The following is a 21,378-nucleotide window of genomic DNA, read 5'->3' as shown; positions in this document are numbered from 1 at the left end:
CTACTCCCTCACCCAAACTTCTTGAATACGCTGTACTTGGTTAATACCCGAACCACAAATGGCCGTTGATTCTATTTTGAAAAAGCCAACACCATCTAACACACCGATCTGACTACAAGTTAGTTGGTCTACAGTACAGATAGTCGACATGCCGCTGCTCACTTGATTTGAATTTAAGTTGCTACAGACAGTGCTTACACTTGTTGAAACCGCAGGTGATACCGTCAAAGGGTAAATTTGAGTGAGTGCCCACTCATTAGCAGAATGCGCGAGCAACCAGGCTTGTGTACCAAGTTGTTTACGCGTCAAGGTATCGTGATTTGACCACTGAACTTGCACTAAAGAAGTCGCAAGGAAACCCATCACCACAATAACAAATACTGCGACGACCAAAACACTGCCTTGTTGAAATGATTTTCTATGGCGCATTGAGTACCTGCACATCTTGTTGGTAAACGCTTACTTCACTGTTTTGCTCAAGTACGAGGTCAATGTGTATCACACCGCCTCTTTGTAAGCTTGGCTCTTCGTAGCGGAAGTTACTTTGAGCATAATTAATGCTATCTGCAACGGTGACTCCATTACGTTGGATTAGGCCTTGATTCTGAACAGTATCATTCACTAAACAATAACTCACCGGGTCACTACCATCATAAATATAATGGCGTTGAGCAATAGACTGACTACTTAAATTAACTGAAGGCGCAGTAAATAAATTATTTGTTGAGACTAACCCAACAAGCGGAATGCGTTTCGTTGAACCAGCCACAAATTCAGAATAAGCAGTTGGGTTGATAATAAGGTAGTCGTCGGCCTCCAATTCAGGTGCGTCTTGTCCAATTATGAAATTCAAATCGTTTGTCGCTTCATCAAAGTGATAAAAACCTGAATATTTAATAGCATAGAATACTAGACATTTTTGAGCATAGGACGAAGCCGAAGCTGGAGTAATACTCGAATCAAAGCTGTTGGGCACAGCATGGCTTATCTCTCGCGACATTTTCTCAACAACAAATTGACCTTTTACTTGTACTTTTTGACGATCGATAGTTTCAACATAGCCTTTCATGCCATATTCGACAAAACCGGCAATTGCGAGGCCAATGACGGCAACCACAACAATGGTTACGATCATCTCTATCAAAGTAAAACCACGTTGTTTCATTAGTAGTTCCCCTTATAAGCAACCAAGCTATAACGGTTGTTACCACCAAAGATCTGTAACTCAACGCGCTTCATTGTACCAATAGCATTATCGTTAACACCGTCCATGTTTTGATCATAAAACACCAAGACCTCAACACGGAAATTGGCATAACTGTCTTCGATGTTTTCATCTAGGATATTAGCAAGCGGATACTTCGTCGATGATACACAAGCTGACTCAGTGGTATCGGTATACCAACAACCAATATAGTCATCGACATCATTAAAAGCAGCGGGCGCAGTCTCTGCCCCATCCACTCCCAGTTCATTGGGAGCAGAACAAGTCGCAGCTCCCGAATCGCCACAGCGAATCAAACCACCATCAAAATCACTGTGTTCATCAAAGCCGCGAGCTAAAATTTGATTCATCAAACTCTGACCTAAGGCTACGGAGCGGTTTTGATATTGTGGGTCGGCCGAACTTGCCACTTGAGGTGCTAAAAAACTGCTAATTGTGACCATCGCAATACCCAGTATGATAATCACAATAATGCTCTCTATAAGAGTAAAACCACGTTCGCGAATCATAGACACGCCCCTTCACGCACATAACCTTGAGAATTGATACACACCTGAGCACTATTGCTACTAGTGGTTGAGTTAATCGTGATGTTCACCCCAGCACTCACCGAAGGGTTTCCTAATAAATCAAACTCTATAATGGTATTCGGAGAAGAAAATGAAATATCTGATTCACGAACATAATCACTACGCGCATCAGCTTGTGATTTCTGAGCGCTATTCGATAAGTTTAAATTACAAGCGGCAACAGAGCCCAGACAGTCATTATTAACAGTAAGACGAAAACTGTCATCAGCAGCCGAAACGTTCGACTGCATTCGGTTCACTTGAATTTGACGAATCACGGAGATGGCCTGCTCTTGCGCAGTAAAAGTGGAATAGCTAGAGGTACCAGTGAAGCGGCTCGCGGCAAAAGTGGAAATAATACCGAGGATAATGATAACGATGATCAGCTCAACCAGAGTAAAGCCGTTGGATTTTGGGCTGCTATCCATAATGAGCCTCTAACTGTCTAGCGAATACTGATTATACAAAATAACGAAGCTTTCGATATTATGTATATGAATAGTTTTGATATTTATGTGCTTTAGATAGAAAAAAGGCCAGCGAGAGCTGGCCTATTAAAGCTAAATAGAAATGATTACTCACACGCACCAGTAACAGCATCATCACCAGTAGAACTAACTACTCGAGCTGTAGCTTGTGCCGCAGACGTCGCAGAAGTATAACGAACACATTGAGCGGTATAACCTTCAAAACCATAGTCAACTGTAGCACCAGCACTAACAGAACCGTCAGCAAGATATACAAACCCATCCACATCAATAGCTGCTGCAATACCTTCAGAAGTAGCTGTTGGATAACCCCAAATAGTTTGAACACCTTCAACGTCTACAGTTGTATCTGAAGTTTCTTCGCCTTCAATGGCAGCTTTACCAAATACAATGCCCGAAGCACCGTTCATTGCTCCGGCTAAACCTTGTAGTGCAGATTCTTTCGCATCATCTTGCAGGTTTAGGAAACGTGGTGCCGCAGTTACAGCAAGAATACCTAGAATAACAATTACAACCACTAGTTCGATTAGGGTGAAACCGCCTTGTCTTTTCATAGTTAAGCTCTCTCTATGTTTAATTTTACGCAGACTTACTGCAAAGTTACGGTCACACGACCAGTTTTAATTTCGTAAACGAATTGGTGCTCGGTATTACCTTCTAACTGAATGTAAGTACACGTTGCCTCACCTGAATTCGCTTCCGCTGAATATTTATAATTTGAGTCGTCATCAACATCATCGACTGCTGCCACATTCGGTGGGTTTTGCAGTAAATTCTGCATCAATTCAGCACAGGTTTCTGAAGAAATATCTCCTGGTGCGACTGAAGAGTCACTATTCACAGTCCATGGGTAACCATCTCGAAAGTCGGTATCTTCACTCTTGCTGTTCTTTGATCTTGTTAACCAAAAATCAACACCATCATAATTTACAGTATTGTATGTTTCAACACCAATCTTCTCAGATGGTCTTGCTTCGGCTTCCCACTGTGCTCTTGCTGATAATACTGCGGTTGCAAAACCACCAGCGACACCTTCAATACTGGATTTTTTAGCCTCATCGGTCACATCTAAGAAGCGGGGTAAAGCCGCCACTGCCAATAAACCAACGACAACAATTACGATGACTAATTCGACAAGGGAGAAACCCTTTTGATTTTTAAGCATTTTCTACCTACTCATCTAATTACTAACGCGCATTATACATTTGCACACGTATAAAACCATAAAAACAGTGTCAATATTCTCACAAAGCCAAAATATTGGCTTTTACACTAAACCTTTCTTTTTCGAGCAATATATCTATTTGATACTTATCGCTATAATGATAACTACAATGAAACTGTATGTTATCACTTTTATCTTCAATACTGGGAAAAGTCAGCCCTAAAATGCTCTGTGGGGGATACAATTGCTCTAACCAATAGCGACAATCCCGTTCCGAACCTTTAATCGGCTTTATCCATCCCGTTCTGCTGTAGCGCATTAACTGTTCTGAGTCATTAGTTTGTTCCGGGCCCGTTAACAAATACTCTTGTTTAAACAAATTAGCCTGCTCAAGAATCCGCTTACTCGCGACGATCAATGCCGTGTTACTCGCTTCTTCTTCTACCGTATCCAATGCAGATAGCAGCCCTACAATTAGAAAAAGGATAACCACACTCCAAATAACAAAACGTGAGCGTTGTAGGTTATTTAGCATTCATTAGCCTTTGATTGCATCCAGCATTCCCCACATCGGCAGGAAAATACCTAAAGCCAATACTAAGACCATACCAGCGACAACGACCAACAAAATAGGCTCTATTCTAGCGGTTAAGGTTTTCAAATCGTAATCAACTTCTCGATCATAATAATCTGACACCTCGAGCAATAGCTCATCAATACGACCCGTTTCTTCACCGACTGAAATCATTTGTATCACGAGCGGTGTGAAGATTTCGCTGTTAATCGCGGTTGAAGAAACCGTACTACCCGCTTCAATTGCCGATTTCATAGCTTGAACCCGTAACTCTAAAAAGCGGTTATCCAGAGCTTCAGCCGATAGCGCTAACGATTGATTCAATGGCACACCCGCTTTGAGCATCAATGCGAAAGTACGTGAGAAACGAGACAGTAAAGCTCGGTTAACAACGCCACCAATGACAGGTATTTTTAGGCGCCACCGATCCCACGTTTCTAAGCCGTTATCTGTTTTAACCCAAGCTTTAAACGCAAAAATAAGGCCAAAGATCACGCCTAGCATCAAGCCCCAATAATTCACGAAAAACTCTGACATACCAATCAAGATACGAGTGGGGAGTGGAAGATCGACACCAAACCGTGCGAACATGCTAGAAAACTGTGGGATAACCTTAATGTTAAGAATGAACATCGCAATCAAAATGAAGCAGATCACGAATGTTGGGTAACGCATCGCTGTCTTGATTCGCTTGCGAGTCTCCACTTCTTGTTCATAGTATCCAGCTAACTGCAGCAGCGCTTGGTCTAAACGACCCGTATTTTCACCAACACTGATCATCGATACAAACAGCGAGCTAAATACCTTAGGATGCATTTGCATCGATGCCGCTAACCCACGGCCATTGGTTAGCTCAGCAACCACTTCTTCTAAAGCTGCTTTCAACTGTTTGTTTTCACAATTTTGAGTCAGACCTTTCATCGACCTCAGAAGCGGCACGCCCGCTTTGGTTAGACTGTATAATTGTCGACAGAACAGAACCAAGACCTCAAGAGGAACATTGGGTGAAAACAGGCTAGATATATCCATATCTAATACTGAATCACCACTTCTCCCCAACTTAATTGAGGTTGGAATGATCCCCTTGCTCATCAAGCTTTCAGCGGCAAGATCTTCGTTATTCGCATCTAATTGACCGGTAACCTGGCTACCATCCGAACTGCGACCTACATAACGATACGTTGGCATATCACTCTACCCCTACAGATAAATTGGGTCAGTGGCACCGGAAGCATCCCCTTCACCAAGGTACATTATCTCATCGAGACTCACGACACCTTGCAGAGCCAGTTCCATCGCAGAAGCCAATAACGGTTTGTAGTTTTCAGACTGCCTAGCTGTTTGAGCAAAACCGACCGCATCATTCGCTCTAAGCGCATCCATCATGTTTTGTTCTAGCTCTAACATTTCAAACACCCCAATACGCCCACGATAGCCGGTTAAGTTACAGTTCTGGCAACCACGACCTTTCACAAATGGCACACCCACTTGGTTGGGGAAACGGACGCTCAACCATTGCTTGCGAGGTTCATCCAATTCATCTTCAACTATACAGTCAGTACATACTTTACGAACCAATCGCTGCGCCACTACCGCTCGCACAGCGCTCGCTACCAAGTAACCTGGAGCGCCCATATCCATCATACGCAGTGCGCTGTCTACCGCATCATTGGTGTGCAGCGTACTTAATACTAAGTGACCCGTCAGTGCGGCTCTCAATCCAATCTCAACCGTTTCGTGGTCACGCATCTCACCAATAAGAATGATATCGGGATCCTGACGCAGGAAAGTTCTCAATATAGTAGAGAAGTCGAGATTAATCTTAGGGTTAACCTGAACTTGGTTCACACGCGGAAGTCGGTATTCCACCGGGTCTTCCGCAGTAATGATCTTTTTACCCGGTTCGTTTAATTCGCTTAACGCACCGTACAAGGTAGTGGTTTTACCTGAACCTGTCGGCCCAGTAACCAAGATCATCCCATGTGGACGGCGTAATTGTTGACGAAGACGAACCAGCAGATCGCTCGGTATACCCGACGCTTCTAATTTACGTAAACCGGCTGATTGGTTAAGCAGACGCATCACCACAGACTCACCGTGCTGCACTGGCATAGTCGACATACGAATATCGACAGATTGGCCTTTCGCGCGAATATTGAAACGGCCGTCTTGAGGAAGACGTTTCTCTGAGATATCAAGGTTTGCCATCAGCTTCAAACGCAGAACCAGGGCAGACGCAATATTGACTTCATTCAACAATGTTTCATGCAGCACACCATCAATACGCTGACGAAGACGCAATACGTTTGAATCGGGCTCAATATGGATATCAGAAGCACCAACTTGGATTGCATCTTCAAATAACGAATTGATAAGCTTAACGACCGTAACTTCGTCACTGTCTTCACCTGCTATATCAAAATCAAAGGCATCATTAACTTGGTGCTCGGCATGCAGTTGCTCAGCGAAAGAGGCGATTTCTTTGGTTCGACGATAATAGCGGTCAAAGCCATCAACGAGTTGTCTTTCTTTAGCGACCACAAATTCTAGAGCATAATCGCCGAGTTGACCGAGCAACGATTCTTGTGCAAACAGATCGGCAGGGTCACTCATTGCAACACGCAAAGTGTCACCTTGGCGTCCAATCACCAATGCGCGAAGGCGACGAGCATGTACTTCGGGTAAAAGCTGTACCGCTTCTACATCGACGTTGGCTCGGCTTAAATCAATAAGAGGAATCGCTAGCTGTTGTGATAGGAAGCTCAACATCTGTTGCTCTGATAAGAAGCCAAGCTCAATCAGTGCATCACCTAGCTTACGTCCGGTACTTTTCTGAGCCGCTAGAGCTTGTTCTACTTGAGACTCGGTAATAATGCCTTCTTCAACAAGCAAATCACCCAATCGCTTTCTTAGTCTAATTTGCATCGTCGTGCTCCTCTAAGGCATCGAGTATTTTTAATCGATCTCGCACAAAACTTTGCGATTGAGATGAGATTCCTACTCGAGTTAAAGCGCCTTGGTATGACTCTTTTGCAGCCGTAAAATCAAGCTGACGTTCCTGTTGAATGGCCAGACCGAGCCACCAGCGAGCATTATCAGAATCAACATCGACCAACTTTTTGTAACTCTCTAATGCAATCTCTTCTTGCTGCGATTTTTGGCTCAACGCCGCACGCATGGCTAGATAATCTTTGGTTGGGTTTGGCGGTAAATGGACTAATGGACTCAATGCCGCTTCCGCTTGGTTCGCTTTGACAAGCAATGTTGATAAGCCTAAACGCAGCTTTTCACTATTGATATTAAGTTTGATACCCGACTGAAAAAGTTCGTAAGCCTTACGAGTATCACCTTTCCCAAAATAGAGAATCGCGAGTTTCTGGCGAACGTCCTCATTTCTAGGGGCATATCGAAGAGCTTCGGTATAACCTTTCAAGGCACCAGTAAGATCGTTCGCATCAAGCGCTTTCTGAGCACGACCTTGTGCATTGGCTGATAGTTGATCAGACGTTAGCTCCACCTGCTCAATCAACATTCCATTATTTTCTGAACCTTCAGAAATGGCGACTTCGCCAGAGATAGAAACAGGCTCTTTTTTTGTCACACTAGCCACGTATATGGGCTCGGGAATTTTAATTTTATTCCCTTTAGGTGCACTGGTCGTGTTAAGTACCGCTTTACGAGGAGTTACAATCGTTGAATCAGACGAGACTGACTTAGCTTTTACATTGTTTGACGTAGCGACATGCTCTACAGAACGCTCAGGTACGTCTAACGTGACTAATTTCTTGGTTGGCGACGAGATAGGCTGCGCAATTACATTCTGTATTTCGCCCGAACTATCAATGACAGAAACCTCAATCTGCGCGTCTCTTGTAGAGATTGAATTGCCGACAGCAGGACCTTTCGATATCGCCCAACCGCCCATGGCTAAGCTGAGTGTAAAGCCCGCAGCAACCCATACTAATGGAGAGCGTGTTTTGACTTTTGGTACTACTGCAGCTTCAATCGAAGTCGCTGATTTTTTCTTTGCCAATTCAGACAACGCGCTATTAATGACGCTCATAATTAATTCCAACCCCACAGTATTGGCGTTTTAAATTTAGGCTTACATACATCGTAAGTTTCATGCATGGCTGAAAACAGGTGCTGGTTGTCGATACTTTTTTTATCTTCACTGAAAGAGAGCAAAAGTGCCTTATGACATAGTTGATTTATCAACCTTGGAATACCTAACGATGAGCGACAAATCGCCTTTTTTTGATTCAAGCTGAACAACTCAGAGTTGCCACCAGATTTAGCAATCCGGTTATCAATATACGCTACCGTTTCATCGAGATTGAGCGGCCTCAGTGTTGAACTGAATGTGATTCTCTGTCGAAACTGCCGGAGGTGGTAAGCCTCTAACCTGACATCCAGTTCAGGCTGTCCGAGTAACACTATCTGAAGTAATTTTTTATCTTCAGTTTCAAGATTACCAAACAACCTTAATGTTTCGAGCGCTTCATCCGATAGCGCTTGAGCCTCATCAAGAATGGCGACGACTCTTAAGCCTGAGTTGTGTAATTCAATTAACTTGTGCTGGATGTTATCAACTAAGGTTGCTGGATTATCGATAGTCAAACCTAGCTCTTTGGCGACGGCTTGACGCAGGTCTGCACCAGACAAAACAGGGTTTGGCAGGTAGATTAACGCCGTACAATCCTTTAAATGATTAACCAGCATCCGACAAACCATGGTTTTTCCCGTACCGACTTCGCCAGTGACTTTGATTACGCCCTCTCCCATATCTAACGCCGAGATGACCGTTTGAATCGCCTCAAAATGAGGCGCCAAACCATAAAAGAAATCGGTATTCGGCGTTAACGTAAATGGCAGTTGTTCAAAACCAAAGTGAGCTTGATACATATGACGACCTAGCTTAGTAAAAAACAGCCAATCTACATTGAGAAAGTAAGTATTTACTCTTCATCAGGGAACCACTCTTGAAGAAGATCACGAGAACGCTCCAACTCAGTTTGCCAAGTATTCACACCCACGATCGTGGGTTTTAGCAAGATCACGAGCTCAGTTTTTTGCGTTAACTGATTGGTATTGCGGAACAAATGCCCTAAGGCTGGAATATCACCCAGGAATGGAACTTTAGACGTCACATCACTGGTATTTGATTTCATTAACCCGCCAATCACAACCACATCGCCATCTTTTGCGCGAATCACTGAGTCAGACTCTCGAATAGAGCTTTTCGCTAAAGGAAGTTGCACCAAACCTGTCGTTGAACCTAAATTGAGCTCTTTCACTTCTTCCTCGACCTCAATAACGGCAGGGTGAACATGTAAAAATACGCCCCCTTTGTCATCTATCTGAGGAGTTACATCCAAAGAGATACCAGAGAAAAAGGGAGTGAGCTCAACTTCAGGAGCCACATTCGCGTTATCACCACTACCGACTGAGCTTGATAAATCTGTTACGTAATACTCATCGGTTCCCACTTTGATAACTGCTTTTTGGTTGTTCGCAGCCGTTACTCGCGGGCTCGATAGAACGTTAAGGTCACCTTGAGTATCCATAAAGCTCAAAACCGCTTCGAAGCTACCATCAGAGATCGTGACATTAGTTTGCCCACCGAGTAGAGAACTGATCGCATCTAACGGCGGTAGAGTACTTGTAGGGCGGTCAATAACAACACCACCGCTACCAATAGATTTAGATAGATTCGACCAGCTAATACCTTGTTGGTAACCATCACTCAAGGTCACTTCCATGATTTTGGCTTCCAAGATAACTTGGCGCTGCAAACGCTTCTGAGAAATGCCTAAGAACTCACGAACTTCACGAATTTCGTCAGGGTAAGCTCGAACCGTAATCACACTCGCTTGCGGGGTTACCACAACGCTTTGCCCGTCACCTGAACCAATAAGGTGAGCAACTGCTGCTTCAAGTTGTGGCCAAAAATCGCTTTCAGAGGTCGTTTCAATCTCTGTACCACCGTTCGATGTCGAGTTCGAAGAATTAGAAGAATTGGAGGAGTTGGATGAATTAGAGTCTGAACTTGATGAGCTTGACGAGCTGTTATCTGAATTCGAGATCGTTCCAGTGGTGATAGTCGTCAATGATCGACCTGCACGCTTAACTTGCAAGTAATCGACAGGAATCGTTACGGTGCGAAGACCAGCAGGATAAACTTGAATCACTTTGCCACGCTTTTCGATATCGTAGCCATACATATCCTGAGCAACAGCCAGTACTTCGTCTAGTGTCACGTCCGTTAGATTAAGCGTAAGGTTTCCTGACACGCCAGGGTGAATGGCCGCACTATACTCAGTACCTTTCACTAAGCTGGCAAAGAAGGTTCTCGCTTCAACGCCTTTTGCTTGAATACGAAAGCGCTTAACGGTTTCCGTCCCCGGAGACATGGAGTCAGAATTAAGCTGAGGCATAAGGTCATCTTGAACCGACGAAGGCAGTTCATGAAGTGCTCGACTATTGGCTTCATTAATGGATTCGTTCAAAGACTCTTTAATCTCAACAGGATCTCTGTGTCCCATCGAACAGCCGACTAAAGATGACACTAGAATTGCTACTACAAGTTTACGCATGTCTTCACTCAAACCTTAATTATTCTTAACATCTAAAGAGAACATCTCTAATTTCCACTGCTTAGAGCTTCTCTGCAGAGTGACGTATTCTGGATCTATGTTTTTCACTCGGTACCCTCTGATCGTTTCTCCTTGACCTAAAATCTGACCATTCATAATCGCATAGCAAGGCGTATCACCTTTACAAACGATGCTTTCTAGGGACGGTAGGCGATAGCGAGTTGGCGCCTTTTTAGCAGGCGCGGCTTTTTGTTCAGGAGTAAGCCAACCTAATGGTGCCGTTGGATCTTGCTCTGCCCAAACCACTGAGCTACTTAAAAGTAGGGACAACAATAGAGTTCTAACCACCGATAAACTCCTGTCTAGTACCAAGTGTGTAAACCTCAAATACGAGTCGAGCTTTAGGGTACTCTTCAACTGAGTATTTAAATGTTCGCCAGTAATAGCTAACAGGAAGAGATTCAAGGGCTTGAAGGTAAGCAGAAATATCAAAATAGCTGCCCGTCAATTCCATTCTCACAGGATGAAGAAAGTAACCTGAATATTCACTGGTCTCTTTATTGTTCGAAATCGCTTCTGGTTTTAATGACTCTAGCGACTCAAGCTTTAGCCCACTACCAGCGTTAAGAACGCTCTCCAGTAACTGCGACATTTGAGAAGGCGTGATCAACCCATCGACAATCTGCGAAAGCTGAAGTGAAAGGTCTTGGCTTTCAACAAGTAGCTTTTTGTACTCGATGTTGATTTCTTTATCTGGGTTTTTATTGAGCTTAGCTTGCAGAACGAGTAGCTCACCCTGCTGTCTTTGATTTGATTGAGTCAGGCTCATCGTCTTAGCATTTTTGGCTTGTAAGTCGAGATACGCAGGTTCAACCAACAAGGTGAACAACAGCATGGATAGCCCAACAAAACCACACACGAAAAGTAGCCATTTTTCTCTTTGGCTTAATGCAAGAAACTTATCGTTAAGCTGGTTCCACTGTTGCATTATTTACTCTCCCTGCGAGTACTTAATTCAAACGTCACCACATCTTGCTCATTGCGACCTATTTTAAGTTTTTCAAAGGCACGCCCGACTAAATTAAGCTCTGTTTTAAATTGACCAATCCAATTCGGAACAACATTGGCGTTACGAGCTAAGCCACTGAGGTCTAAAGTATCGTGCGTCATATAAATATGCGAAAGCGATATGTCATTTCGGCCTAATTTAGCTAAGGAGTTCATGACGCCAGAATACCCGACTTGTTGTGATTCGTCGTATTGCCCGACCGCCTTCAATGCCTCTTTTTTGGCCTGAGTCTCACGTTTGAGACGCGCAACAGCGGCCACTTTCTCTGGAGACGGTTTGTGTTGAGTTAACTTACTATTCAATTGGTTAACTTGCTTGTTAAGTCGGTTCGAGTCATGTTGCAGAGCTGTTAGTTCTTTATCTAGATTAGAAACTTGATACTGCATTACAAAGTAACCACCCAGCAGCAAAACACAAACTAGCCCCCAAATCGCAACAACATTTGTCAGCGTAAAATATTCTTTTTTAGGCTTGAGGTGTTCAGGGTAAAGATTAACATTAAAAGTATCTTTTTCAGCTGCGAGTTTAACCAACAAACTCTCTGAATTATCACGTTCACCTTCCACCAACAACGAAACTGTCGAGCTCAGTGTGTCATTTAACGCACTTTGTAATTCAGTCTCGTCTTCCTCATCACAGCAGATTTTTAACTGATGAAGTTGAGTACCTTTGATTTGAGAAGAAAGATAATCAATTGAGCGTTGCAACTCTAAAGCAAGGCCATCTAACTGAAGAACACTTGATGCAACACCGGTTAAAGGAGGGACAACGCTACGGATCGTTCTTTGGAAACAAACCGTATTTTCAACAAACGCACCAAGCTTAAAATGTGAATTGGAGCTACGTTGTAAAAGGATAAAATTAGAAAGCTCACCTGCGCTATAACCCCAGATTTCATCTTCAGGGGCAACGCCTTTAAGTTCCACTTGCGCTGATTGAGTAATGTTTACAAGCTTATTTAACAGCTTTTTAGGCAAAACATACACTTGTAGCTTATTCGAAGTAGGTAAGGCTACCGCACTCGCCGTAATCTCAGTCACCCTTTCAGATACAAGATCTTTCAGTAAAAATGGCAGTGCAACCGACCACTCGTTCTCTGGAATGTCCGGTTTATCAATTTGGTAGGTTTGGTAGTAGTTAGCACAAACTATCAACTGCAGGCTATTACTGGTAAATGCCTCACTGCTAAGCGATTTCTTTAGTGCACTCTCCCAATCCCCGTTAACCACAGGGGTGTTGGTTACTTGAGATTCTTGATCTGCCGATGAAATATAAATGGCATTGTTGCCTAACATAACAACCTGAGAGCTGCCTTTGTTATTCGTTGGCTTTATCTTGTCTAAAATCGCTTTAAAATTCATGCTTAACTACTACTCTTACGCCATCGATTTCTTCGACCAACTTTTACCACGGATTCAGCTTTCACTGTCTTTTCACCTTGATTAGGCAAAGGGATAATTTGTTGCTCTTCGTCAAAATATCTCCCTTGATAGCCGTTAATACCTAACTCTATCAAGGTATTCTTTTCTTGTTTTGTCTCGACCCCTACGGCAATAACTTGAGTTGGGGAGTCGCCACATGCCCCTATTAAACTACGGACAAACAGCTGATTCTCATGCCTTTGATCGATTTTCTTTATCAGGCTTCGATGAAGCTTAATAAAATTGACCTTTAAATCTTTGATGTAGTGAGTGCTAACAATGGTTCGCCCAGCTTGGCCAACGATAATTTTACACCCTAGCCCTTTCAACATCTTTGCGACTGGTCTCATATAATCAAGATGAGCAATCAAGTGCCCTTCAGGGAACTCAAAGGCCAATTGAGAACGGTGCTGAGCCGAGAGCTGCAACAACTCACTTCTAAACCACTTAAAATGCTGTTTACTGGCAAACGGGGTGACATTCAAATTCACCGAATAGTTGGTAGGTTTTGTTGATTCTTTCAGTGATGTTAACAGTACTTTCAGAACCGATTGATCCATTTGAGCTTGATAGCCCACTTGCTCTACCGCGGGCATAAACCGAGACGATTTCAGTAAACCTTTGTCTGGATCTTGAATCCGAACAAATATTTCTCTATGTAATTCATCAGCTTGACCTGATTCCGGTATAAGATAACATCGCTGAGCAAAGATTACTAAATTTTCAGGGAGTAGAGCTTTATCAAGTAGTGTTCTCCACCGAACGCTGCCTCTATCAAGCTCATTTTTGTTCTGTTTAGGGTAGCGGCTCCAGTTATTGATACGTTCCAACTGAGCACTCTTTAATGCGGTTTCCGTTTCATCCATGATCTTGCTATGGCGCTCACCTTCGGTATACATGGTCACACCGATATGACACCAATTGTCAGGTTCCAAAGGCTCAGGTGGCGTTAACTTATCTAACTGCCTTAAACATTGAGCCGCCAAGGTCGCAATATCCTTTGCTCCCTGATGAGGAATAAACACCGCAAAGTCAGCTTCGTAATAACGAGAAAAAATGACATCAGGATAACGCTGAACAATATTCGATAATACTTCACCGACTTCAATAATAAAGCTGTCAGTGGTTTGCTTGTCATTAGCGTCACAAACTTGCTCCCACTCGTCGATACGTATTAGTAATACGCCACCTCGAGCACCGCTTTCATGTAAGGCTGATTCAAGTTTGTTATCAAAGAGTACTCGATTGGCTGTGCCTGTGAGTTTATCTAGAAAAGTATGAGTACGGATAAAGGTATCAAAGCGGCTTCTTTCTTGACGAGCATCTTTCAGCTCTTCTATCAATACATCTAAGGCTTCGCTTGCAGTATACGGCCATTCTCGCTCATCGCCTTTTGCATGAGCTTCAACTTGCCCCGCAAGGATCATTCGGCCTCGCTCTTCGAGCATTTCGGATCCCATCAATTGCTCTTTTAGCCATCGGACACCACGAATCAGACAGAAAATAATCAAAGCAACGGCTAAAGTAATCGACCACATAGCCTCCATTGAATAGCTATAACCAATGTAAGGCGGAAGTGCTTTAAATTCGATTCGATAGCCTTCATTTCGCTCTAAAACAAAACTTCTTTCATAGAGACGACTAGGATCGATTTGCGGGGAGGTATCTTTAAAGCGATAAACGATGCCAGTCCTGTTCGAGAGTTTCATCTCAACAATATTGCTCGCTTGTAACATCTTAGGCATCCAACGCTGCATCGAATACGCGGCGTCCGGGTCTTCCATCTCTTTATCTACAACATCGACAATACCAACCAAATAATGGTCTAAATATTCTTGCCCAATACGCTTAAAAGAAAGTGTGCCACCGATAAAAAGAATGAACATCGCACTGATAACTATCACGGTGACAAATGCCACTAAGCGAGTGCTCAATTTTAGTGTGGGGGTATATCTCATGAATAACGAAATCCTTTTCAACTCACATTATACCGTATTGCTACTTATACTATAAATTGACGTTGTAAATAAAGCGTTAAGAATTGTAGGTAACAAAAAGCCGCGATAAACGCGGCTTTTTCCAATTTAATACTGTCTTTATAATATATTAAAAACAGGGTCTAAAATGGGATGTCATCATCAAAATCCATCGGTGGCTCATTATATTGAGGTTGAGCCTGCTGAGGAGCTTGTTGAGGTGCTTTCGGCTGCTGTTGAGCAGGAGCACTGTATTGTTGTTGCTGCTGTTGTGGTTGCTGTGGTTGACCCCAACCACCTTGCTGTTGGTTACCCATACCACCTTGAGCAGGAGCACCGCCTTGAGCACGGCCACCAAGCATTTGCATTACACCGTTGAAGCCTTGAACAACCACTTCAGTTGTGTAGCGATCTTGACCGCTTTGATCTTGCCATTTACGAGTCTGAAGTTGACCTTCAATGTAAACTTGAGAACCTTTACGTAGGTACTCACCAGCAACTTCCGCCAGCTTGCCAAACAGAGCAACACGGTGCCATTCTGTTTTTTCACGCTGTTCGCCAGTTGCTTTGTCACGCCATGACTCTGACGTTGCAATGGTAATGTTCGCTACTGCGCCGCCATTCGGCATGTAACGAATTTCAGGGTCATTACCTAGGTTACCCACTAATATAACTTTGTTAACTCCACGGCTAGCCATGATTTGCTCCGTCTAAATTCATAGTCTCAGAAAATTTTAGCGCACAAGAATAGCATGCTTTTCTACAGTGATAAATCGCATTCCTATTCTCGCTCTTATACAAAGAATAAAAACGTAACAAATCATGATATTCAGAGCGATGTTGCTTTTTTCTCCACTGACAAACCACTCATTTACTTTGATCATTGATATTCAACGCAAGACACAACCAAGGCGCTAGAGAAGCAATGGCGTGCATGACAACGTGAAATCTAATTCTACCCTTACAAGGATTATCAATGAGAAAATCTCGATATGCTCGCACTTTACACTTTCTGTGCATAGATCCAAGCGAGACTCACCTACACGTAAAAGAGATAGAAAAGCACCTAATTATCCCACTCTACAAGATGACAGCGGGCGACTTGATGCTTTTCGATAGAAAGCAAAGTAATCGTATCTTACTCATCGACTACAAAGAGGTGCCACAGTTAATCGTTGTTTTCCCTAACTTACCCGTCATGTGGAAAAACAATGAGATCATCTTGTTCAATGTACCTCAACAGCTCCCTACCTCGGAGTTGCTCACTTTCGGCGTATTAAAAGGGCTATTTTATGACTCCGAACAAAAAGTGAAAATAGCAAAGGGGATTCAACAGGTCATTAATGGTGATAATTGGTTACCACGAAAAGTAACCAATCAACTGCTTTTTTATTACCGTAATATGGTGAACACCAACACGACACCCACCAATGTAGATTTGACGATCAGAGAAATCCAAGTGATCCGTTGCCTTCAATCAGGGTCATCCAACACTCAAATAGCCGATGATTTATTTATTAGCGAGTTCACCGTAAAGTCACACCTTTATCAGATTTTCCGTAAGTTAGCGGTTAAGAATAGAGTCCAAGCTATCGCATGGGCTAATCAGAACTTACTTGCATAATTGATCCGCCTCTTAAACTGAGGATAATTTTGAGGAAAACTCTAGTAAACCATACGTATTGTTGCTGAATTTTCGACATAACTTATGCTAGAGTTGCCCTCAGAAATATCAGCCACTCAGGTTGAATCAATAATTATTATAGATAAAGGGTCTTATCATGATCAAAAAGTGCCTTTTCCCGGCAGCTGGCTACGGTACACGCTTCTTACCTGCAACTAAGTCAATGCCTAAAGAGATGATGCCTGTTGTAAACAAGCCTCTAATTGAATACGGCGTTGAAGAAGCTATCGAAGCTGGTATGGACGGTATGTGTATTGTTACCGGTCGTGGTAAGCATTCTCTGATGGATCACTTCGATAAAAACTACGAACTCGAACATCAGATCAGCGGCACGAATAAAGAAGACTTGTTGATCAATATCCGTGAAACAATTGAAGCGGCAAACTTCACTTACATTCGCCAACGTGAAATGAAAGGTCTAGGTCATGCTATCTTGACTGGTCGCGAGCTTGTGGGTGATGAACCGTTTGCAGTCGTGCTTGCTGATGACCTTTGTGTGAACGAACAACAAGGTGTGTTGGCTCAAATGGTTGCACTGTACAAACAGTTCCGTTGTTCAATCGTTGCTGTTCAAGAAGTGCCAGAAAACGAAACGCACAAATACGGTGTTATCTCTGGTGAAATGATTAAAGATGATCTTTTCCGTGTTGACGACATGGTTGAGAAGCCAGAACCAGGTACTGCACCAAGTAATCTAGCGATCATTGGCCGTTACATTCTGACTCCAGACATCTTTGAACTTATCGAGCAGACTGAACCAGGTAAAGGTGGCGAAATCCAGATTACCGATGCATTGTTAAAACAAGCCAAAGCAGGCTGTGTATTAGCATACAAATTTAAAGGCCAACGCTTTGACTGCGGTAGTGTAGAAGGCTATATCGAAGCAACAAATTACTGCTTTGAAAATCTATACAAAAAAGACCAGCAACAAATCGAACTAGGTAAGCACTCAACAACAAAAGAAGCTTAATCGCTAGTTTTGGCATACTAACTAATGATACGTAGCGATGAGTTAGTCGCGTAATAAATGATTTAAAGGGTGACTCGAAAGCGTCACCCTTTTTTTTGTTTACTGTTTTTTTATCCAGTAAAACTTTGCACAAATCTCACTCTATGTAATACTTTAGCCACTTAAAATTACATGGTCTATTGAGATGGATAAAATAGAAATCAGAGGCGCTCGCACGCATAACCTCAAAGACGTCAACCTAACCATTCCCCGAGATAAGCTCATTGTTATCACAGGATTATCTGGTTCAGGAAAGTCGTCACTTGCGTTTGATACCCTTTATGCCGAGGGGCAGCGTCGCTATGTTGAGTCTTTGTCCGCCTATGCTCGTCAATTTCTATCCCTTATGGAAAAGCCTGATGTTGACCACATTGAAGGTTTGTCTCCTGCTATCTCAATAGAACAAAAGTCAACCTCTCACAACCCCCGCTCAACCGTGGGTACAATCACCGAGGTTTATGATTACTTAAGACTGCTCTACGCACGAGTAGGTGAACCACGCTGCCCAGATCACAATACTCCTTTGGCTGCACAAACCATCAGTCAAATGGTCGATAAGGTGTTAGAACTGCCTGAAGGCTCGAAGATGATGCTAATGGCACCCATCGTCAAAGAGCGCAAAGGTGAGCACGTTAAAACACTTGAGAATTTAGCCGCTCAAGGTTTTATCCGCGCTCGAATTGATGGGGAAACCTGTGACTTATCCGATCCGCCAACCCTCGAGTTGCATAAAAAGCACACCATAGAAGTCGTCGTTGATAGGTTCAAGGTTCGTCCTGATCTTCAGCAACGACTTGCTGAATCCTTCGAAACGACATTAGAGCTTTCTGGTGGCATTGCAGTTGTCGGTTGGATGGATGAAACAGAACAAGAAGAGATTGTGTTCTCTGCAAATTTCGCTTGCCCTAAGTGTGGCTATAGCATGCAGGAGCTTGAGCCTCGCCTGTTCTCATTCAATAACCCAGCAGGTGCTTGTGGTACGTGTGATGGACTTGGGGTTCAACAATATTTCGATCCAAGTCGGGTGATTTTGGATGACAATCTGAGCATTGCTGAAGGCGCAATTAAAGGTTGGGATCAAAAGAACTATTACTATTTCCAAATGTTGACGTCACTATCAGAGCATTATGGTTTTGATCTTTATTCTCCATTTAATTCTCTGCCAAAGAAAACTCAAGAGATCATCCTGAAAGGCTCTGGCCGCACAGAAGTAGAATTCAAATACATCAATGATCGTGGTGACATTCGAGTTAAGCGTCATCCATTTGAAGGCATTCTCAACACTTTAGAACGTCGTTATCACGACACCGAGTCAAGCGCTGTGCGTGAAGACTTAGCTAAATATATTTCGACAAAATCTTGTTCTAGCTGTAACGGCACTCGTTTGAGATTAGAAGCAAGAAACGTCTTTATTGGTGACACCACACTGCCTGAAATCGTTGAGCTCAGCATTGCCGATGCACTGCAATTTTTCCAAGAATTGAAGCTAGACGGTCAACGTGGACAAATCGCAGATAAAGTGATGAAAGAGATCAATGACCGACTGCATTTCTTAGTTAATGTCGGTTTGAATTATCTCAACCTATCACGCAGTGCAGAAACGTTATCTGGCGGAGAAGCACAACGGATCCGCTTAGCAAGCCAAATAGGCGCAGGCTTGGTTGGTGTTATGTACGTACTCGATGAACCATCGATTGGTCTCCACCAGCGCGATAATGAACGCCTACTTCAAACTTTGGTTCACCTAAGAGACTTAGGCAATACCGTACTTGTCGTTGAGCATGATGAAGATGCGATTCGCTGCGCTGACCATGTTATTGATATCGGTCCAGGTGCCGGGGTTCACGGCGGTCATGTGGTTGCTGAAGGGACAATGCAAGATATTCTCGATAACCCAGAATCATTAACTGGGCAATATCTGAGCGGTGTAAAAGAAATTGCTATACCAACAGAAAGAACACCTATCGACAGAAAGAAGGTCGTTGAGATAGTCGGGGCGACAGGTAATAACCTCAAAAATATCACGGCAACCATTCCAGTCGGTTTGTTTAGCTGTATCACAGGCGTATCAGGTTCCGGTAAATCTACGCTAATCAACGATACCTTTTTTAAGATCGCTCATACCCAACTCAATGGTGCGACGACAGCCGTAGCTGCGCCGCATAAGAAGCTCAAAGGGCTAGAACATTTTGATAAGGTGATTGATATTGATCAGAGCCCTATCGGTCGTACACCAAGATCAAACCCTGCTACTTATACTGGGATCTTTACTCCGATCCGTGAGTTATTTGCGGGTACACAAGAGTCGCGATCTCGTGGCTATAAACCAGGACGATTCAGTTTTAACGTTCGTGGTGGTCGCTGTGAAGCGTGTCAGGGAGACGGTGTGATCAAAGTAGAGATGCACTTCTTGCCAGATGTGTATGTGCCGTGTGATGTGTGTAAAGGTAAGCGTTATAACCGTGAAACTTTAGAAGTTCGCTACAAAGGCAAAACCATTGACGAAGTTCTAGAGATGACCGTAGAAGATGCGCGCGAATACTTCAACCCTGTTCCTGTGATTGCTCGTAAGCTACAAACCTTAATGGATGTTGGTCTTTCTTACATCCGTCTTGGGCAAGCAGCAACAACCTTATCCGGCGGTGAAGCACAACGTATCAAACTCGCACGTGAGCTATCTAAACGAGATACAGGAAAAACCTTATACATTCTAGATGAACCAACTACTGGCCTTCATTTCCATGATATTCAACAGCTACTCACGGTTCTACACAGGCTGCGTGATCACGGAAATACGGTTGTTGTGATTGAACACAACCTAGATGTCGTCAAAACCGCAGATTGGATATTAGATTTAGGCCCTGAAGGTGGTCAAGGTGGTGGTGAGATTGTTGCAGAGGGTACACCTGAAGATGTGGCGTTAGTCGAAGGTTCACACACTGCTCGCTTCCTTAAGCCTATGTTAAATTTGAAGTAGGTGTAAAATAGCGCCCTGCGGGCAGACAGAAAAATGTTAAAGTAACAGAGCTTGTTTCAAAAGGAACAAGCTCTGTTTTTATAAGGTTAGGGATTTATGGCAACAATACATACTAGCGGTACCCAGCTAGAAAATCAGATAACTCAGCTACCACTCAATAAAGCCTTTCTTGCTTCTTTAGCTGTCGTATTCTTATTAGCTATGCATTTTTTCATGCCGAACCCTGGGGGCTCTGGCCTAGCTTTATCCTTTAACCCTATGACTTGGTTAGCACTAAGCTTTACGTTAGCGATTGGCTTTTATCAGCTAGCGACTAACCGGGTGCTCAAATATTCCAAACTAACCGTTGGTTTACTGGTTAGCTGCATCATACTTACGCTACCCATCTTTTACAGCAACGCATCACCTCAAGGGGCATCAGGGCGCTTGCTTGGATTGTGGGCAGGCTTTGCGTTATTCGTCGTCCTCCAGCAATTTAAATTCAGCAATAAACACAAGCAACGTATATTGTGGTTCATTGTACTCGCTGTCGTCATTCAAGCGTTGTTTGGTTATGTACAATATTTTGCCTTAGAGCCAGGAAACCCATTTGGCTACAACACTGCTGCGAATCGACCTTACGGGA

The 21,378-nt window shown here is 43.3% G+C and carries 20 protein-coding genes and 1 pseudogene; 4 read left to right on the top strand and 17 right to left on the bottom strand.

Translation table 11 applies throughout. The annotated features are described in order from the left end of the window. From IQO02_RS03780 to IQO02_RS03700, 17 genes are all read right to left on the bottom strand, one after another. On the bottom strand, window positions 1–429 hold the full coding sequence (locus IQO02_RS03780) for a hypothetical protein (protein WP_016799834.1): 429 nt from the start codon (window positions 427–429) through the stop codon (window positions 1–3). Beyond that, complete coding sequence (locus IQO02_RS03775) at window positions 419–1,165, bottom strand: prepilin-type N-terminal cleavage/methylation domain-containing protein (RefSeq protein ID WP_102282635.1); 747 nt, start codon at window positions 1,163–1,165, stop codon at window positions 419–421. Before IQO02_RS03775 ends, IQO02_RS03780 begins: the two co-directional genes overlap by 11 nt. Next, window positions 1,165–1,734: a prepilin-type N-terminal cleavage/methylation domain-containing protein gene (locus tag IQO02_RS03770; RefSeq protein WP_102282636.1), complete on the bottom strand. Its 570-nt coding sequence runs from the start codon at window positions 1,732–1,734 to the stop codon at window positions 1,165–1,167. The genes IQO02_RS03775 and IQO02_RS03770 overlap by 1 nt, the downstream gene beginning before the upstream one ends. Next, entirely contained in the window at window positions 1,731–2,222 is a 492-nt protein-coding gene (locus IQO02_RS03765; RefSeq protein WP_016796771.1) for a prepilin-type N-terminal cleavage/methylation domain-containing protein, read from the bottom strand. Before IQO02_RS03765 ends, IQO02_RS03770 begins: the two co-directional genes overlap by 4 nt. Window positions 2,223–2,368: 146 nt before the next feature. Beyond that, window positions 2,369–2,836 carry a prepilin-type N-terminal cleavage/methylation domain-containing protein gene (locus tag IQO02_RS22415; RefSeq protein ID WP_016799129.1) on the bottom strand — a complete coding sequence of 156 codons (468 nt, stop codon included), beginning with the start codon at window positions 2,834–2,836 and terminating at the stop codon, window positions 2,369–2,371. A gap of 35 nt (window positions 2,837–2,871) precedes the next feature. Further along, window positions 2,872–3,447: a prepilin-type N-terminal cleavage/methylation domain-containing protein gene (locus IQO02_RS03755; protein ID WP_010434354.1), complete on the bottom strand. Its 576-nt coding sequence runs from the start codon at window positions 3,445–3,447 to the stop codon at window positions 2,872–2,874. 79 nt (window positions 3,448–3,526) lie between these two features. Continuing rightward, the gene (locus IQO02_RS03750; protein ID WP_016790950.1) at window positions 3,527–3,982 is read right to left on the bottom strand and encodes a hypothetical protein; all 456 of its coding nucleotides are present in this window, start codon (window positions 3,980–3,982) and stop codon (window positions 3,527–3,529) included. Window positions 3,983–3,985: 3 nt separating this feature from the next. Next, a complete protein-coding gene (locus tag IQO02_RS03745) occupies window positions 3,986–5,209 on the bottom strand; it encodes a type II secretion system F family protein (RefSeq protein WP_010434347.1) in 1,224 nt (407 codons plus the stop codon). A 12-nt stretch (window positions 5,210–5,221) separates the two neighbouring features. Beyond that, window positions 5,222–6,946, bottom strand: coding sequence for a GspE/PulE family protein (locus IQO02_RS03740; RefSeq protein ID WP_010434345.1), 1,725 nt, complete (start codon window positions 6,944–6,946; stop codon window positions 5,222–5,224). Further along, entirely contained in the window at window positions 6,936–8,084 is a 1,149-nt protein-coding gene (locus IQO02_RS03735; RefSeq protein ID WP_102282637.1) for a tetratricopeptide repeat protein, read from the bottom strand. Before IQO02_RS03735 ends, IQO02_RS03740 begins: the two co-directional genes overlap by 11 nt. Before the next feature lie 2 nt (window positions 8,085–8,086). Beyond that, a complete protein-coding gene (locus IQO02_RS03730; RefSeq protein ID WP_010434338.1) occupies window positions 8,087–8,926 on the bottom strand; it encodes an ExeA family protein in 840 nt (279 codons plus the stop codon). A gap of 53 nt (window positions 8,927–8,979) precedes the next feature. Then, window positions 8,980–10,617: a pilus (MSHA type) biogenesis protein MshL gene (mshL, locus tag IQO02_RS03725; protein ID WP_016789728.1), complete on the bottom strand. Its 1,638-nt coding sequence runs from the start codon at window positions 10,615–10,617 to the stop codon at window positions 8,980–8,982. Window positions 10,618–10,632: 15 nt separating this feature from the next. Further along, window positions 10,633–10,965: an MSHA biogenesis protein MshK gene (locus IQO02_RS03720; RefSeq protein ID WP_016788320.1), complete on the bottom strand. Its 333-nt coding sequence runs from the start codon at window positions 10,963–10,965 to the stop codon at window positions 10,633–10,635. Then, entirely contained in the window at window positions 10,958–11,605 is a 648-nt protein-coding gene (pilO, locus tag IQO02_RS03715) for a type 4a pilus biogenesis protein PilO (RefSeq protein ID WP_010434330.1), read from the bottom strand. Before pilO ends, IQO02_RS03720 begins: the two co-directional genes overlap by 8 nt. Then, window positions 11,605–13,047, bottom strand: a complete 1,443-nt coding sequence (locus IQO02_RS03710) for an MSHA biogenesis protein MshI (protein WP_102282638.1) — start codon at window positions 13,045–13,047, stop codon at window positions 11,605–11,607. The genes pilO and IQO02_RS03710 overlap by 1 nt, the downstream gene beginning before the upstream one ends. Window positions 13,048–13,049: 2 nt before the next feature. Beyond that, the gene (csrD, locus tag IQO02_RS03705) at window positions 13,050–15,065 is read right to left on the bottom strand and encodes an RNase E specificity factor CsrD (protein WP_016767796.1); all 2,016 of its coding nucleotides are present in this window, start codon (window positions 15,063–15,065) and stop codon (window positions 13,050–13,052) included. A gap of 161 nt (window positions 15,066–15,226) precedes the next feature. Next, window positions 15,227–15,781: a single-stranded DNA-binding protein gene (locus IQO02_RS03700; protein WP_010434324.1), complete on the bottom strand. Its 555-nt coding sequence runs from the start codon at window positions 15,779–15,781 to the stop codon at window positions 15,227–15,229. Between the two features lie 278 nt (window positions 15,782–16,059). On the opposite strand from IQO02_RS03700, the gene IQO02_RS03695 reads away from it, so the two are divergent. From IQO02_RS03695 to IQO02_RS22035, 4 genes and pseudogenes are all read left to right on the top strand, one after another. Next, window positions 16,060–16,707, top strand: a complete 648-nt coding sequence (locus IQO02_RS03695; RefSeq protein WP_016767798.1) for a LuxR C-terminal-related transcriptional regulator — start codon at window positions 16,060–16,062, stop codon at window positions 16,705–16,707. Window positions 16,708–16,864: 157 nt separating this feature from the next. Continuing rightward, on the top strand, window positions 16,865–17,737 hold the full coding sequence (gene galU, locus IQO02_RS03690; RefSeq protein WP_004735975.1) for a UTP--glucose-1-phosphate uridylyltransferase GalU: 873 nt from the start codon (window positions 16,865–16,867) through the stop codon (window positions 17,735–17,737). Between the two features lie 184 nt (window positions 17,738–17,921). Beyond that, window positions 17,922–20,753, top strand: coding sequence for an excinuclease ABC subunit UvrA (gene uvrA, locus IQO02_RS03685; RefSeq protein WP_016792986.1), 2,832 nt, complete (start codon window positions 17,922–17,924; stop codon window positions 20,751–20,753). A gap of 96 nt (window positions 20,754–20,849) precedes the next feature. Then, a pseudogene (locus tag IQO02_RS22035) lies at window positions 20,850–21,378 on the top strand (ligase); the annotation flags it as partial.

The sequence above is a fragment of the Vibrio sp. OPT24 genome (assembly GCF_015163545.1).
Classification (GTDB): domain Bacteria; phylum Pseudomonadota; class Gammaproteobacteria; order Enterobacterales; family Vibrionaceae; genus Vibrio; species Vibrio cyclitrophicus.
The sequence above is the reverse complement of the archived record's forward strand: the minus strand, read 5'-3'. Positions and strand labels throughout refer to the sequence as shown.